We start from the raw sequence: 14,333 nt of genomic DNA on the forward strand, positions 1-14,333 counted from the left end.
CGAGCAGACCGACGACCGCCTCCCCGCGCCCGGACGGGACGAAGGTCCTGACGCTGAAGGGCCGTACGGCACTGCTTCTCAACAGCCGCAGACGGTGTGCTTGAGGTGCGAAAGGGACGACGCATCCGCAGCGAAAGGGGCCGTCATGGCCGCCACCGTCAACACGCCCGCCAGGCAGACCGCCGCCGCCCCCGCCGGCAAGCATCCGGTCGACCACGTCTGGGCGGTCGCCCGGATCTCGATCGGCTGGATCTTCCTGTGGGCGTTCCTGGACAAGGCCTTCGGCTGGGGCTTCGCCACTCCCGCCGACCGCGCCTGGATCGAGGGCGGCAGCCCCACGACCGGCTTCCTCAAGGGCACCGGCGAGAACGCGCTCGGCGGCTTCTTCGGCTCCCTCGCCGGACAGGCCTGGGTGGACTGGCTGTTCATGGCCGGCCTGCTGGGCATCGGCCTGGCGCTGGTCCTGGGCATCGGCACCCGCGTCGCCGCCGGCGCCGGCACGCTGACGCTGGTCCTCATGTGGGCGGCCGAGCTGCCGCCGGCCAACAACCCGTTCATGGACGAGCACATCGTCTACTCGATCGTGCTCATCGGGCTCGCCCTCGCCGGCACGGGCACCACGTTCGGACTCGGCAACCTGCCGATCGTCCAGCGCACCCCCTGGCTGAAGTAGCGCCGACCGTCACACGCCCGCCTCCGGTCACCGGAGGCGGGCAGTGACATTGGTCCCGCCGTCCGGGGACGTTCGCCGCTGCACGGCGACGCGCACCGGCGGCCACGATGAGCGCGTCCGTTCTCAAGGAGGGGAAGGCATCATGATGGGTGGGCGGAGGCTCATGGAGTCGTCGGCGCTCGACGCCGAGCTGGTGGCCTTGAAGAAGCGAGTCTCTGATCTGGAAGAGCAGGTCTGCTCTCTGACCGCGGCGAACCTGGCGCTCGTACTGGCCGTGGAGAAGCTTCTCCGGACCGCGGCCGGCCAGGTACCCAGCGTCTAGCGCTCCACCGCGTGCCGGCCACGGGCGACCCGGCCCGCAGCTCGGACGGTCGCGCCCGGCGGGCCGAAGCCCGCCGGGCGCCTGCCTGGCGCTGGAAGCGTTCGCGTCGTGAGGCCGGGACCGGCACCGGCGACTTCCCGCGCCGGTGCCACCGCTCTGATGCCGGGACGGCGCGGCTACCCGGCGGCGTGGCCGCGGCTTCCGGCCGTGTCCCGCCTTCGGCGTTTGAGCTCGTCGAGGGCCTCGCGAAGGTAGCCGGAGAACGCCCCTGCATCGGGCACCAGCTCCCGGCATGCGGTGATCCCGACGTCGAGGCGGCCGTTGTAGGAGAAGGCCGTGATGTTCAGGCCGCCGCTCACATCGGTGACCCCGGACACCGGGTAGTGCGACAGCAGCCTGACCCCGGCGATCCGCAACGGGAACTGCGGCCCGGGAACGTTGGAAACGATCACGTTGATGGGTGGCGCGGTCCGGCCCACCAGATCGAGCGCGGCGCGGTCGGCCAGGCCGTTCAGCGCGGCGGGCAGGCTCTCGCTCAGGTCCCGCAGCAAGCGGGCCGGCGTCAGGGCGAACCGTTCCTTGATCTGCCGCATCGCCTCGCTCACGGCTTCGAGCCGCTGACGGGCATCCGCCACGTGCGTGGGCAGCTGCGTGATCATGATGCTGACCTGGTTGCCCTCATCCGTGCCCACCTGTCTGCGCACGGAGAACGGCACACCCGCGACAAGGGGAACCTCCGGCAACGCCTTGTGCTCCATCAGCCAGCGCCGCAACGCGGAGGCCGCCAGCGCCATCACGACGTCGTTCACCGTGACGCCGAAGGCGTTCTTCACACGCTTGACGTCCGTCAACGACAGCTCGACGAAGGCATAGCGGCGACGGGACGAGACCGGACCGCTCAGCGGGGTATGCGGAGCGGAGAAGTCCGGCAGCTCGGGCAGGGGCTCGCGGCGCATCAGCCGCGACAGGCCTCTCGCGCCGGGCAGCCGTGAGAAGAAGGGGAGCTGGTCCAGCACCGGCAGTGCCTCACCCGCGAACCTCAGCAGGTGCGCGGGGTTGGCGGCGAGGTGCCAGGCGCTCCTGGCCAGCATGCGCCACAGCCCTGGAGCGGCCTCCGGCTCGCCCGTGACCGTCCCGGGGGTGGGGTCCATGAGCGCGGCCAGCACCTCTGCCCCGGTCAGCCCGTCGACGGCGGCGTGGTGGACCTTGGTGTAAAGGGCGCACCGGCCGCCGGCCAGGCCGTGGATCACGTACATCTCCCACAGCGGGCGGGTCCGGTCCAGCCGCCGCTCGTGCAGCCGGGCCACCCGCCCGGCCAGCTGCCTGTCGTCGCCGGGAGGCGTGAGCGTGAGCTCCCGGACGTGCTGGTCCAGGTCGACCTCGTCGCTGTCGGCCCAGTACGGATGGTCGAGACCGAAAGGCACGCAGACCAGCCGTTGCCGTAGCTGCGGCACCCCTGCCATCCGCTCCGCCAGCCTGTCCAGGACCTTCTCCTTCGGCAGGTCCCTGGCCAGCACGCTGAGCCCGCCGACGTTGGCCACGTTGGTGGCGGTCTCGAAGTTGAGGAACTGCGCGTCCAGCGCGCTGAGCTGCCGCATGTTTCCACCTCAAGCCTCCTCTCCTCCCATCGCACCCCGCGCGCCCGTACCGCCCAAGGGCCGTAGGTCCCTCGCGGACGGGCCCAACGACCTGCGGCGGAGCACCCATGACGTCATGCCCGCCGAGTTCGCGCGCCGGACCTCGCCCTGCGCCGCCACAGGCGGATCGGCGAAGATGAAGGACTTTCGCCTCTAACGCGGAGCCGCCACCCGCGGCGATGTTGAGGGGATGCAGCTCGACTCGTCCGGACTTCAGGTGCTCTCCCGCGAGGAGTGTCTCGGCTTGTTGTCCACCACTCCGATCGGTCGGATCGTGTTCACCGATCACGCTCTGCCGGCCGTGCAGCCGGTCAACTTCCACCTCGACGGCCATTCCATCGTGATCCGGACCTCGACCGGGTCCAAGCTGGCCGCCGCCACCCGCCGTGCCGTGGTGGCCTTCGAGGCCGACGAGTTCGATCCAGAGCTGCGTACCGGCTGGTCCGTCACCGCGGTGGGGCACGCGCGGGCCGTGACCGACCCGGACGAGATGGACCGGCTGGCGGCGTTACCTCTGCCCATCTGGGCACCGGGCAGCCGGGACCACTACATCGTGATCGACGCCGAGCAGGTGTCCGGCCGCCGGATCCCCGCCTGATCCGGCAGGTCCACCGTGCACCTGGGCCCAAGGTCCTGGCGTTCAGGCCCGGACGACGGCCACCGGGCAGCGGGTGTGGTGCAGGACGGCCCGGCTGACCGAGCCGAGCAGCATCGAGCCCAGGGCTCCTCGCCCATGCGAACCCACCACGAGCAGGTCCGCGCGTTCGGAGGCGTCGGTGAGGGCGTTGACAGGATGCGCGGACTGGACGTCCTCCAGGACCTTCACCTCGGGGTAGTCCTCGCTGAAGATCGCCACCCGATCGCGGACGACCTGGTGCTGCGCCGTACGGACCTCGTCCATGTCGTAGCTGCTGATCTCCGGGGCGAAGGCGTGCACCGGCAGCTGCCAGGCATGCACCACCCGCAGCGTGCCGGCGCGGAGCTTCGCCTGTTCGAAGGCGTAGGCCAGCGCGGGCTCGCATTCCGCCGAGTCGTCGACCCCGACCACGACCTCGCCGCGCACCGGCCGGTGTTCCCCGGGCACCACCACGACGGGGCAGTGCACGTGGCCCGCCACGTGCATGCTGACGGAGCCGAGCAGGGCGCCGGCGAACCCGCCCAGCCCGCGGGTGCCGACCACGATCTCGACGGCGCCCTCGGCCTGCTCGCGCAGAACCGCGGCGGGCGAACCCTCCACGTCCTGGCTCGTGACCTCGACCGTGGGCCGGCGCTCGTGGACGAGCGCCTCGGCCTCGCGCAGGATCCGGCGTCCCGCACGCAGCAGCATGTCCGGCACGGCGGCGTCGGGGTACCTCCCGATCTGGTACGGCGAGCGGTCCACCGCGTGCACGATCCGCAGCGGCATCCGCATGCGGAACGCGTCGTCGGCCGCCCATTCGACCGCGGCCCGCGAGGTCACGGAGCCGTCCACTCCTACGACGATCATGATGTGCCTCCTTCGTCAATTCCATCGGACCTCGCTCGTCCTCGTCCGCAGCAGGGCCGGAGGTCGGTCGGCCAAGGACCGAAGGACCCTGTCGGCCGACGTGACCGATGGCTAGCTTCATGCCCATGACCAGGGAGGGCACGCTCATGACAGGCAACGGCGACTTCGGACGTCGCATCAGCTACCATCGCGGCCGGCTCGGCCTCAGCCTTGAGCAGGTCGCCGACCGGGCGAAACCGCCCGGCCCCGGCCCCGGCCCCGCCGCGGCCGGCCCGACCTTGGAGGTCCTCGAGCCCGGGGAGTGCCTGCGGCTGCTCGCCCCCGGCGGCATCGGCCGGGTGGCGTTCAACGGGCCGGACGGACCCACGGTGCTGCCCGTGAACTACAAGCTCCACGACGGCGCCATCGTTTTCCGCACCAGTCACGGCGGCCCCATGGACCAGGACCTGCGCACCGGCGTGGCCGGGGTGGAAATCAAGATCGGCTTCCAGGTCGACCGGATCGACGAAGCCCAGCGGGAGGGCTGGAGCGTCCTCATCCAGGGTCCCGCTCACCACGTGTCCGAGGACGAGGCGGAGAAGGTCACCCAGGCCGGCGTCACTCCATGGGCAGGCGGGGAGCGTCACCTCTACATCCGCATCGTGCCGCACCGGATCACCGGCCGCCGCATCCACGGCCTCTGAGGACTCTCGGCGGTTCTCGGCCTGGGATGTGCCGGAGGCTTCCGCCGGCCTGGGGCCGCGATCAACGGGGGTACAGGCCGACCTGGCGGTAGACGGATGTGAGGTAGCGGAGCATGCCGTCGGCGTCCGGCGGGTCGGGCTGGAGCACGCGGTAGGTCACGGCGCCGGCCATCATGTCGATGAGCACGTCCAGGTCGGCGTCCGGAGCCACGGTGCCCTCCTGCTGGGCGCGTTCGAGCAGCAGCGCGGCCAGCTTGCGGCGGGGCAGGATGTAGTGCGTCCAGTAGGCGGCCATCAGTGAGGGATGGCTGACGGCCGAGCCCATGATCCTGGCCACCAGGGCGCGGAAGCCGGGGCTGGCGGCCATCTGCGCGGCGGCGGGGAGAGTGCGGTCGATGATCTCGCGCGGGGTGAGGGCGTGGAGGTCGTCGGGGGAGGGGGTGACCTCGGTGCTGACCGACTGCTCGATGGCCTGGGCGATCAGGTCTTCCTTGGTGCTCCAGCGGCGGTAGACGGTCAGTTTGCCGACTCCGGCCCGTTTGGCGATCTGCTCGATGCTGGCGGCCTCCACGCCGCGTTCGACGAACAGCTCCAGAGCGGCGCGCAGGATGGCGGTGTCGGTCTCAGGGGCACGGGGCCGCCCGCGACCTCGGGTGGCATTCATCGCAGGGCTCCGTCCAGCCAGCGGGCAAGCTCGGTGGGGCCGCCCTTGCAGGCCAGGTGGGCGTCCGGGCGTACGAGCATAGCGGGCCCGGCGGCGCGGAGCCTGATCACCTGATCGCCCAGCCGCCGCCGTACCGCCTCGAACGCCTCGTCCTCAAAGGGGCCGAGCGCGGCCCAGCGGCCGCGCAGCTCGGCGTGCAGTCTGGTGCGGGTGCCGTCGAGGCGCAGGCAGGCCAGGTCGGGGATCCGGTCGCCGGGGCGGGGCTTGCGGCCGCCTCCGCCGAGCGGGCCGCGCCGGTAGCTCACCCACAACTGCGAGGTCGTGTACGTGGTCCAGCGCTGGATCCACGCCAGGTTGAACACCGGCACCAGCACCCGGTCGCGCAGCAGCCGGCCGAGCGGGCTGCCGGCGATGTTCACCTTGGTGGCGGCGGTGCTGCCGCGCAGGACCTGGGAGGCCAGCGGGCGGCGTTCGGCCTGGTACGTGTCGAGCAGCCGATCGGCAGCGAGCCCCCGCGCGACCAGGGCGAGCTTCCAGGCGAGGTTCTCGGCGTCGCCGAGGCCGGTGAGCATGCCCTGCCCGCCGAACGGGGCATGCACGTGGGCGGCATCGCCGGCCAGCAGGACGCGCCCGTCGCGGTAGGCGTCGGCCAGGCGCCGGTGCACGCTGAACAGCGACGCCCAGGTGACGTCGCGCAGGCGGAGGCCGGTCAGACCGGTGCGCACGGGCAGGATGCGCCGCATGCGTTCGACGATCTGTTCCTCGCCGGGCTTTTCGTCGCGGAAGTCGGCGTCGTAGGCGAGCAGCCGCCACTGATCTCCCGGCATCGGCATGGCGCCCAGCACGCCGTCGGGGTGGGTCCAGCCACTGGTGCCTTCCCGGTCGAGGACGCCGTCGAGGTGGGCGTCGACCAGCAGGAACCGCTCGCTGACCTTGACGCCGGGAAATCCGATCCCCGACAGCTTGCGCACCGTGCTGGAGCTCCCGTCGCAGCCCACCAGCCAGCCCGCCCTGACGGTACGGCCGTCGCCCAGCACCGCGGTGACCCCCGCCGCGTCCTGCTGGAACCCCGACAGGCCCGCGCCCCATTCCGGCCGCCCGCCCAGCTCGGCCAGCCGATCCCGCAGCCTCTCCTCGACCCTGGCCTGGGAGATCACCATCGGCGGGGCCGCGGTGCCCAGTCCGGGATCGCCGAACCGGATCCGCATCATCGGGCGCTCTCCTGCGTACGTGGTGATGGTCATCGCCCGTACCGACTCCTCCGGCAGCCCATCGAGGGCGCCCAGCCGGTCGAGCACCTCCGAGCCGCGGGCGTGCACGAAGTTCGCCCGGGACGTGGTGGCCGGGCCGGGGGCCTTGTCGATCACGCGGGCGGAGACGCCGTGCTGCAGCAACGCACACGCCAGCGCCAGGCCGACCGGCCCGGCACCGACCACGAGAACGTCGGTCTCCATCATGGGCCCTCCTTTTTATTAACGGAACGGTATCGTAAACAAATAATGATGGAGCCGGGCCGCCAAGTCCAGAGGCATCGCGTTCGCGCTTGCCGGTTGTGGTGCAAGATCAGGCCGATGAAGCTGCCGGCCCGGATGGACCTCGTGGCTCATGCGGCCTTGTCAGAGGAGGTAGCGCAGCCACAGGTAGGGGGCGACGAGAACCACGGTGACGGCCGCGACGATCAGGCCGTACCGGGTGAACTGCCAGAAGCTGATCGGGGTGCCGTTGCGGGCGGCGATGCCGAGTGTGACGACGTTGGCGGCGGCGCCGACGGCGGTGGCGTTGCCGCCGAGGTCGGCGCCGAAGGCGAGCGCCCACCACAGCACTTGCCCGGAGCCATCGCCGGCCTGGACGAGTTGCTCGACGATCGGGCTCATCGTGGCGACGTAGGGGATGTTGTCGACGATGGCCGACAGCCCGGCCGAGGCGCCCAGCAGCCCCATGGTGGTCAGCTCCGGTCGCCCGCTGGTCGCGGCGACGGCGGCCTTCGACAACTCGCCGATGACGCCGGTCTCGACGAGAGCGCCGACCATGACGAACAGCCCGGCGAAGAACACCAGCGTGGGCCACTCCACCTCGGCGATGGCCTCCTCGGTGCGCACCGAGGTGGCCGCCACCAGCACGCCCGCGCCCAGCAGCGCCACCACCGACGGGGCGTAGTGCAGCACCGGGTGCAGCACGAACGCCGTCATCACCAGGGCGAGCACGGCCAGTGACTGCCACAGCAGCCGCCGGTCGGCGATGGCCTCCCGCTCGTTCAGGGCCATGACCGAAGCGGCGCGTTCGGGGTCGTAGCGCATCGAGCGGCCGAACATCAGCCAGCACAGCCCGACGAACACCGCCATCAGCACGACGATCATCGGCGCCATGTGGACGAGGAAGTCGTTGAAGGTCAGCCCGGCCCGGCTGGCGATGATGATGTTGGGCGGGTCGCCGACCAGGGTGGCGGCGCCGCCGATGTTGGAGGCCAGCGCCTCGGCGATCAGGAACGGCGCCGCGCTCACGGCGAGCCGTTCGCACACCAGGAAGGTCACCGGCGCGATCAGCAGCACGGTGGTGACGTTGTCCAGCAGCGCCGAGGCCATCGCGGTGATCAGCACCAGCAGCACCATCAGCCGGAACGGCCGGCCACGGGCCCGCTTGGCGGCCCAGATCGCCAGATACTCGAAGACCCCGGTCTTCTTCAGCACGCCGACGATGACCATCATGCCGAGCAGCAGGAAGATGACGTTCCAGTCGATCCCGGCATGCGGGGAGAAGAACGCCGCCTCCGCGCCGGTGGCGTGAATGAGCAGCATGATCCCGGCACCGCCCAGCGCCGCCGCGACCCGGTGGATCTTCTCCGTGGCGATCAGCGTGTAGGCGGCCAGGAAGACCGCAACGCTCACCCAGGCGAGCACGCTCATGCCGGCACCACCCGGTCCAGCAGCGCCTGCAGCGTCACCGCCCCGGCCAGCCGCCGATCGTCGTCGACGACGGCGACCAGCGGGCTGTGGGTGCGGGCCATCAGCGCGGCCAGTTCGAGCACGGTCGCCTCGGGGTCGGTGACCGGCAGCTCGCGCGGCTGCCGCGGCAGGGCCTCACGCACCGTACGGCCGTGCAACTCGCGCAGGAAGGCGTCGGCGTGCGCCTCGTCCACGACCCGGGCCAGCGCCGGGTCGTCCTGGCAGTAGCCGGGCACGGCCAGGCGCAGCACCTGCGTGCCGGGCAGGATCGTGAACGGCGAGCCGGTGTCGTCGACCACGACGAGACCGGGCAGATCCTGTTCGGCCAGCAGCCTGGCCGCGTCGATCACGGGGGAGTCGAGCCGGACCGTGGGGACGTCGGCAAGCAGATCTCGGGCGCGCACCGGCACATCCTTCTCTCAAAGGCGACAGATCGTGCCGACCAGACTTCCCGGCTCACCTGTAGACAACGTATCAAAGCCCGTCAAGATCGCCGAAACGGTTCTTCCCCGATGACGACCTGGTCGCGCATGGCGGAACCTCTTCGGGCAGCCGCTCCCCATGCCTCTACCGGTGCTCGGGGTTGTCGAAGTCGAACCGGCATCCCGCGTCCCATTCCGATCGCTGGTTGCCGTGGGCCGGGATGCCGCCGGCGTCCTTGAGCATGCGTGCCAGGTGCAGCAAGTTCCAGGTCATGAAGGTGGTGTTGCGGTTGGTGAAGTCGTTCTCCGGCCCGCCCGAGCCCGGGTCGAGGTAGGAGGGACCGGGCCCGGCCTCGCCGATCCAGCCGGCGTCGGCCTGGGGCGGGATGGTGTAGCCCAGGTGCTGGAGGCTGTAGAGCACGTTCATGGCGCAGTGCTTGATGCCGTCCTCGTTGCCGGTGATCAGGCAGCCGCCCACTCGTCCGTAGTAGGCGTACTGGTCGGCCGGGTTGAGCAGGCTGGAGCAGGCGTACAGCCGCTCGATGACCTTCTTGGTCACCGAGCTGTTGTCGCCGAGCCAGATCGGCCCGGCGATGACCAGGATGTCGGCGACCAGCACCCGCCGGTAGAGGGCGGGCCACTCGTCGCTCTCCCAGCCGTGCTCGGTCATGTCCGGCCACACGCCGGTGGCGATGTCGTGGTCGATCGCCCGCAACTGCTCGACGTGTACGCCCTGCCTGTCCATGATGCGCGCGCTGAGATCGATCAGGCCCTGGGTGTGGCTGCGTTCGGGACTCCTCTTGAGGGTGCAGTTGATGAACAGCGCCCGCAGATCGTCGTACCGGGCAGGTGCTCCGTTGACTGTCATCGTGACGGCTCCCTTCGACGCGTTCCAGGCGCCTCCCCAGGCAAGCTTCGGGCCATCACCTGCCCTCGGCCAGCAGGCTCGCCGTGTCGCGGCAGCCGGTCGCACTCGTCCACCGCGCCGTCTAGCTCAGACGGGCCATCCAGCGGCCGTGGGTCGTCCAGCGGTCCACGGACGGGAAGCCGCCGGCGCGGGCCACGCGCTGGATGTCGCTCACCGACACGGTCGCCCAGCCGAACCAGTCCCCGATGAGCGGGCCCCGGCGCAGCCGTACCCGGTCGACGCGGCTCCTCGCCTCGGGCGACGCGAGCTCCACCAGGACCTCGCCGCCAGGCCGGACCAACTGCCTGACCCGGCGGAGCAGCAGTTCGGGGTTGCCGCCGATGCCGATGTTGCCGTCGGCCAGCAGCGCCGTCGCCCACCGGCCGCTGCCCGGGACCTCGTCGAAGACGTCGCGGAGCAGGGCGAAGCCTCCGGCCCTGCGGGTGAGGGCGACGGCGCGAGGTGTGATGTCGATGCCGAGCGTCTGAATGCCACGGCGGGTCAGTGCCACGGTGAGCCGGCCCGGGCCCGACCCGATGTCCAGGGTCGGGCCGGCGCACCTGCTCAGGAACGCCTCGTCGCCGTCCACCGGCTCGAACCAGTGCGCGGTCTCCAGCGCGGCGCGGGTGCCGTCGACGTACTCGATCTCGGCGGTCGCTCCGGCGAGCGCGTCGGCGTAGATCTCCCCGATCATTCGCCCAGCTCCCGCAGCGTGGTGGCGAAGTGGGAATCGGGCACCTGCGCGGCCACCGCGAGGGCGTCCGCCGCGGTGTCGACATCGGTCAGCTCGGGCAGCAGATGGACGGACAGCCCGGCCCGGTCCAGCCGGTCGAGTTGGAGCTTGCCCGTCTCCGGGTGCGACATCGGCACCCCCAGGAACAGCGAAGAATCCGGCCGCCGCAGGCCGAGCAGCCAGAAGCCGCCGTCCGCGGCCGGGCCGAACACGGCGTCGTGACCCGTCAGGGCCTCCGCCGCCGCGCCGAGCAGCGCGGGCGTCACCTGCGGGGTGTCCATGCCGATCAGTACGACGGGCTCGGGCCGCAGGCGGTAGGCGTCCGAGAACGCCGCCGCCAGACGCTCGTCCAGGCCCGCCCCGCGCTGCGGGATCACCACGAATCCCGGCGGCAGCCAGCTGCCCGGCAGCCCGTCCAGGGCGAGCACCCGCTGGGTGGCGGGCGTCGCGGAGACGGCGAGCAGGCTGTCGCGGAGGGCGGCCCCGGCGAGGGCGGCGGCCTGCTCCGGGCGGAAGGGCGGGGTCAGCCGGGTCTTGACCCTCCCGGCTACCGGCTCCTTGGCGATGATCATGATCTGGGCCATGTGATCGACATTAGGGCGACGCAACGTGCTCAATCCTTACGACCTGCTGACGACTCCCAATGTTGCCGAGTCCGCGACGAATCCTGATGTCGCCGAGTCCGCGACGACTCTTGATGTCGCCGAGTCCGCGACGACAGCCGTCCGGCCGAGGTGGCACCCGCTTCGTGGGATCGGCGGACGGCCCAGCCGATCAGCACGGCCAGCGTGGCCGCGGCGTAGCAGGCCATGGCCGGGCTGGGGTGCGCCGCCGGGCCGGCGACGTAGGCGACCGCGCCGGCCAGGGCCACGCCCAGCCATTCCCATCGGCCGTCCATGGCGGCCAGCGCGACGACCAGGAGCGCGTACCAGGAGTATCCCGGCGTGAACAGCAGCAGGAGGGAGCCGCTGACCACCAGCGCCCCGTGCCAGGGCCGTTCCGGGTCGCCGCGGCGCAGGACGTGGAGGACGACCAGGGCGAGCAGCAGGATCGCGGCGTACGGAGCCCACGAGTCGGGCATCACCAGCCGCAGCACCGCATAGCGGTTCCCGTCGGCGGGTGATTCGTACCGCTCCTCCTGGACGTAACCCAGCAGGTAGCCCACCACCGGAGCGCGCGACGCCAGCACGTACGGCAGGTACGCCAGACCTACGGCGAGCGCGGCGGGCACGCAGAGCCCGAGGAGGCGCCGCCACGCCACCCCGTTCGCCAACGTCCCCGACAGCGCGCCGAGCAGCGCCGTGACGGGTAGCAGCTTGGCCGCCACGGCCGCGCCCAGCAGCACGCCGCGAGCGCGCACGTGCCGTCGGCCAGGGCCGAAGGCGAGCACCACCATCAGCACGGCCAGCATGTCCACGTGCGCGTTGTTCACGGCCTCGACGGGCACGGCGGGGCACCACGCCCAGTACGCGGCCGTCCGGGCGCCGGAGCGGCGGCGCAGGGCGAGCAGCACCAGGGCGGCCATCAGCCAGCCGCCGAGTTGGAGGACCTTGTGCCGGACACCGTCCGGCGAGAGCCAGTGGACCAGCAGGAAGTAGCCCTGCGCGACCGGCGGGTAGATCGTGGGCACCGTGGGGCGGTTGATCCGGGTGCAGCCGCCGCCGGGCAGCGGCCACAACTCCGGGGCCGCACACTGGGAGGGGAACAGCCACTCGTCGCGCAGCGGGACGAGCGCGGGATCGGCCGGCGGGTGGTCGTAGGGCGAGATGCCCGCCGCCTGCACGCGGCCGTCCCACGCGTACCGGTAGGAGTCGGTGCTGCTGCTCGGCGGCGCCACCAGCCCGATCGCGGCCAGCACGACGCCGCCCGCGACGACCAGGACGGTCAGCCGCCTTTCCGGCACCCGCCGGGCCAGCCACAGCGCTGCGGCGAACAGCGCCCACGCCAGGAGGTACCAGCCCAGGCCGGGCGGCCCGGACACCATCTTGACCACGACGGCGGTCAGCGCCAGCAGCGCCCCGCCCACGAACACCATCTCACGGCTCACACCGGGCAGCGTCGCACCCGGAGCCCGGTCCGGGGCTGCTGCGGCGCCGGTCGTACGCACTCCGTAAGAACCTCGGCCGGCGAGTTCTTACGGAGTGCGAACGTGGGGTTCGGCGCGATCCCGTTGCGCGTTAGCGTCGGCCGGGTGAGAGTGCTGGTCACCGGCGCGGCCGGTTTCATCGGAAGTCATGTGGTCGAGGTCCTGGAGGCCGCGGGGCACGAGGCCGCCGGCCTCGACCTGCGCTCCGGCGCGGACGTGCGCGACGCCGCCGCGCTGGACCGGCTGCTGCCGGGCGTGGACCTGGTGGCGCACCAGGCGGCCAAGGTCGGCCTGGGGGTGGACGTCTCGGACCTGCCGGATTACGCCTCGGTCAACATGTACGGCACGGCCGTGCTGCTGGCGGCGATGGCGCGGCACCGGGTGGGACGGCTGGTGCTCGCCTCCTCGATGGTGATCTACGGCGAGGGCGGCTACGAGTGCGCCGAGCACGGCCGGGTCCGGCCGGGCCCGCGTGCCGTACCGGATCTGGAGCAGGGCCGGTTCGACCCGCTCTGCCCGCAGTGCGGCCGGCCGGTGCGCTGGACCGCCGTCGGAGAGGAAGCGCCGCCCGATCCGCGCAACGCCTACGCCACCAGCAAGCTCGCTCAGGAACACCTGGCCGCCAACTGGGCCAGGGAGACCGGCGGGAGCGCCGTGGCGCTCAGGTACCACAACGTGTACGGGCCGCGCATGCCCCGCGACACCCCCTACGCGGGAGTGGCCGCGATCTTCCGTTCCGAACTGGAGGCGGGGCGGGCGCCGAAGGTGTTCGAGGACGGCCGCCAACTGCGCGACTTCGTGCACGTGCGCGACGTCGCCCGCGCGAACCTGGCCGCCGTCCTGGCGCCCGCTCGCCCCGGCGAGCTGACGGCCTACAACATCGCCAGCGGCACCCCGCACACCGTGGGCGACATGGCGTCCGCGCTGGCCGCCGAGCGGGGCGGGCCGACGCCGCGCGTCACCGGCGGCTACCGGCTGGGGGACGTCCGCCACATCGTCGCCTCCCCCGAACGGGCCGCGCTCGGCCTCGGCTTCCGCGCCGAGATCGGCTTCGAGGACGGCATGAAGGAGTTCGCCCGGTCATGACGATCGACGTGATCCTGCCCTGCCTGAACGAGGAGGCCGCGCTCGGCTGGGTGCTCGGGCGCATGCCGGACGGCTACCGCCCGGTCGTGGTCGACAACGGCTCCACCGACCGCTCGGCCGAGATCGCCCGCGAGCTCGGCGCCCGCGTCGTCCACGAACCCCGGCGCGGCTTCGGCGCCGCCTGCCACGCCGGGCTGCTGGCCTCGACCGCCGACGTCGTCTGCTTCATGGACGCCGACGCCTCGCTCGACCCCAGGCGGCTGCCCGCCGTGGCCACGCCCGTCATCGCCGGCCAGGCCGATCTGGTCCTCGGTGCCCGCCGGCCGCGAGCGGCGGGCGTGTGGCCCTGGCATGCCCGGCTCGGCAACGCCGCCCTCGCGCGCACCCTGCGCCGCCGCGCCGGGGTGCGGCTGCACGACCTCGGGCCGATGCGGGCGGCCGAGCGCGGCCGACTGCTGGACCTCGGGCTGACCGACCGCCGGTTCGGCTACCCGCTGGAGATGGTCCTGCGCGCCGCCGCCGGCGGCTGGCGGATCGCCGAGGTGGACGTGGACTACCTGCCCCGGGCGGGACGCTCCAAGGTGACCGGAACCGTACGCGGCACGCTGCGGGCCGTCGCCGACATGCGGCGCGTCATGGCTGAACTGGGATGAACCATCGCGAAGCATAGGGGCTTAGAAGGCGGCGTGACC

General features: G+C 72.0%; 16 protein-coding genes. 6 read left to right on the forward strand and 10 right to left on the reverse strand.

Going from position 1 to position 14,333, the window contains the following annotated elements:
* Positions 1 to 145: 145 nt before the first annotated feature.
* Together ACIBQ1_RS19395 and ACIBQ1_RS19400 are read left to right on the forward strand one after the other, a co-directional pair.
* On the forward strand, positions 146 to 673 hold the full coding sequence (locus ACIBQ1_RS19395; RefSeq protein WP_397279174.1) for a hypothetical protein: 528 nt from the start codon (positions 146 to 148) through the stop codon (positions 671 to 673).
* 142 nt (positions 674 to 815) lie between these two features.
* Entirely contained in the window at positions 816 to 995 is a 180-nt protein-coding gene (locus tag ACIBQ1_RS19400; protein WP_397279176.1) for a hypothetical protein, read from the forward strand.
* A gap of 176 nt (positions 996 to 1,171) precedes the next feature.
* Here the strand turns inward: ACIBQ1_RS19400 and ACIBQ1_RS19405 are convergent, their stop codons facing one another.
* On the reverse strand, positions 1,172 to 2,593 hold the full coding sequence (locus ACIBQ1_RS19405) for a wax ester/triacylglycerol synthase family O-acyltransferase (RefSeq protein WP_397279178.1): 1,422 nt from the start codon (positions 2,591 to 2,593) through the stop codon (positions 1,172 to 1,174).
* A 229-nt stretch (positions 2,594 to 2,822) separates the two neighbouring features.
* On the opposite strand from ACIBQ1_RS19405, the gene ACIBQ1_RS19410 reads away from it, so the two are divergent.
* Positions 2,823 to 3,230 carry a pyridoxamine 5'-phosphate oxidase family protein gene (locus ACIBQ1_RS19410; RefSeq protein WP_397279179.1) on the forward strand — a complete coding sequence of 136 codons (408 nt, stop codon included), beginning with the start codon at positions 2,823 to 2,825 and terminating at the stop codon, positions 3,228 to 3,230.
* A gap of 42 nt (positions 3,231 to 3,272) precedes the next feature.
* Here the strand turns inward: ACIBQ1_RS19410 and ACIBQ1_RS19415 are convergent, their stop codons facing one another.
* Positions 3,273 to 4,118: a universal stress protein gene (locus tag ACIBQ1_RS19415; protein ID WP_397279181.1), complete on the reverse strand. Its 846-nt coding sequence runs from the start codon at positions 4,116 to 4,118 to the stop codon at positions 3,273 to 3,275.
* Between the two features lie 125 nt (positions 4,119 to 4,243).
* Between ACIBQ1_RS19415 and ACIBQ1_RS19420 the strand changes: the two genes are divergently transcribed.
* Positions 4,244 to 4,801, forward strand: coding sequence for a pyridoxamine 5'-phosphate oxidase family protein (locus ACIBQ1_RS19420; RefSeq protein WP_397279182.1), 558 nt, complete (start codon positions 4,244 to 4,246; stop codon positions 4,799 to 4,801).
* 61 nt (positions 4,802 to 4,862) lie between these two features.
* Here ACIBQ1_RS19420 and ACIBQ1_RS19425 read toward each other — a convergent pair whose 3' ends face one another.
* The 8 genes from ACIBQ1_RS19425 to ACIBQ1_RS19460 all read right to left on the reverse strand — a co-directional run bounded on the left by ACIBQ1_RS19425 (position 4,863) and on the right by ACIBQ1_RS19460 (position 12,516).
* Complete coding sequence (locus tag ACIBQ1_RS19425; protein ID WP_397279183.1) at positions 4,863 to 5,465, reverse strand: TetR/AcrR family transcriptional regulator; 603 nt, start codon at positions 5,463 to 5,465, stop codon at positions 4,863 to 4,865.
* Positions 5,462 to 6,922 (reverse strand): FAD-dependent monooxygenase, encoded by a 1,461-nt coding sequence (locus ACIBQ1_RS19430; protein ID WP_397279185.1) that lies wholly within the window; start codon positions 6,920 to 6,922, stop codon positions 5,462 to 5,464. The genes ACIBQ1_RS19425 and ACIBQ1_RS19430 overlap by 4 nt, the downstream gene beginning before the upstream one ends.
* 159 nt (positions 6,923 to 7,081) lie before the next feature.
* Entirely contained in the window at positions 7,082 to 8,368 is a 1,287-nt protein-coding gene (locus ACIBQ1_RS19435; protein ID WP_397279187.1) for an ArsB/NhaD family transporter, read from the reverse strand.
* A complete protein-coding gene (locus ACIBQ1_RS19440; protein WP_397279188.1) occupies positions 8,365 to 8,811 on the reverse strand; it encodes a CBS domain-containing protein in 447 nt (148 codons plus the stop codon). Before ACIBQ1_RS19440 ends, ACIBQ1_RS19435 begins: the two co-directional genes overlap by 4 nt.
* Before the next feature lie 163 nt (positions 8,812 to 8,974).
* Positions 8,975 to 9,697, reverse strand: coding sequence for a flavodoxin family protein (locus tag ACIBQ1_RS19445; protein WP_397279190.1), 723 nt, complete (start codon positions 9,695 to 9,697; stop codon positions 8,975 to 8,977).
* 121 nt (positions 9,698 to 9,818) lie between these two features.
* Positions 9,819 to 10,430, reverse strand: coding sequence for a class I SAM-dependent methyltransferase (locus ACIBQ1_RS19450; protein ID WP_397279192.1), 612 nt, complete (start codon positions 10,428 to 10,430; stop codon positions 9,819 to 9,821).
* Complete coding sequence (locus ACIBQ1_RS19455) at positions 10,427 to 11,053, reverse strand: TIGR04282 family arsenosugar biosynthesis glycosyltransferase (protein ID WP_397279193.1); 627 nt, start codon at positions 11,051 to 11,053, stop codon at positions 10,427 to 10,429. The genes ACIBQ1_RS19450 and ACIBQ1_RS19455 overlap by 4 nt, the downstream gene beginning before the upstream one ends.
* A 29-nt stretch (positions 11,054 to 11,082) precedes the next feature.
* Positions 11,083 to 12,516 (reverse strand): glycosyltransferase 87 family protein, encoded by a 1,434-nt coding sequence (locus ACIBQ1_RS19460; RefSeq protein ID WP_397279194.1) that lies wholly within the window; start codon positions 12,514 to 12,516, stop codon positions 11,083 to 11,085.
* Between the two features lie 144 nt (positions 12,517 to 12,660).
* On the opposite strand from ACIBQ1_RS19460, the gene ACIBQ1_RS19465 reads away from it, so the two are divergent.
* Both ACIBQ1_RS19465 and ACIBQ1_RS19470 read left to right on the forward strand, forming a co-directional pair.
* Positions 12,661 to 13,641, forward strand: coding sequence for an NAD-dependent epimerase/dehydratase family protein (locus tag ACIBQ1_RS19465; RefSeq protein ID WP_397279195.1), 981 nt, complete (start codon positions 12,661 to 12,663; stop codon positions 13,639 to 13,641).
* On the forward strand, positions 13,638 to 14,294 hold the full coding sequence (locus ACIBQ1_RS19470) for a glycosyltransferase family 2 protein (RefSeq protein ID WP_397279197.1): 657 nt from the start codon (positions 13,638 to 13,640) through the stop codon (positions 14,292 to 14,294). The genes ACIBQ1_RS19465 and ACIBQ1_RS19470 overlap by 4 nt, the downstream gene beginning before the upstream one ends.
* Positions 14,295 to 14,333 lie beyond the last annotated feature (39 nt).

The organism is Nonomuraea sp. NPDC050153, from assembly GCF_044460125.1.
Taxonomy (GTDB): domain Bacteria; phylum Actinomycetota; class Actinomycetes; order Streptosporangiales; family Streptosporangiaceae; genus Nonomuraea.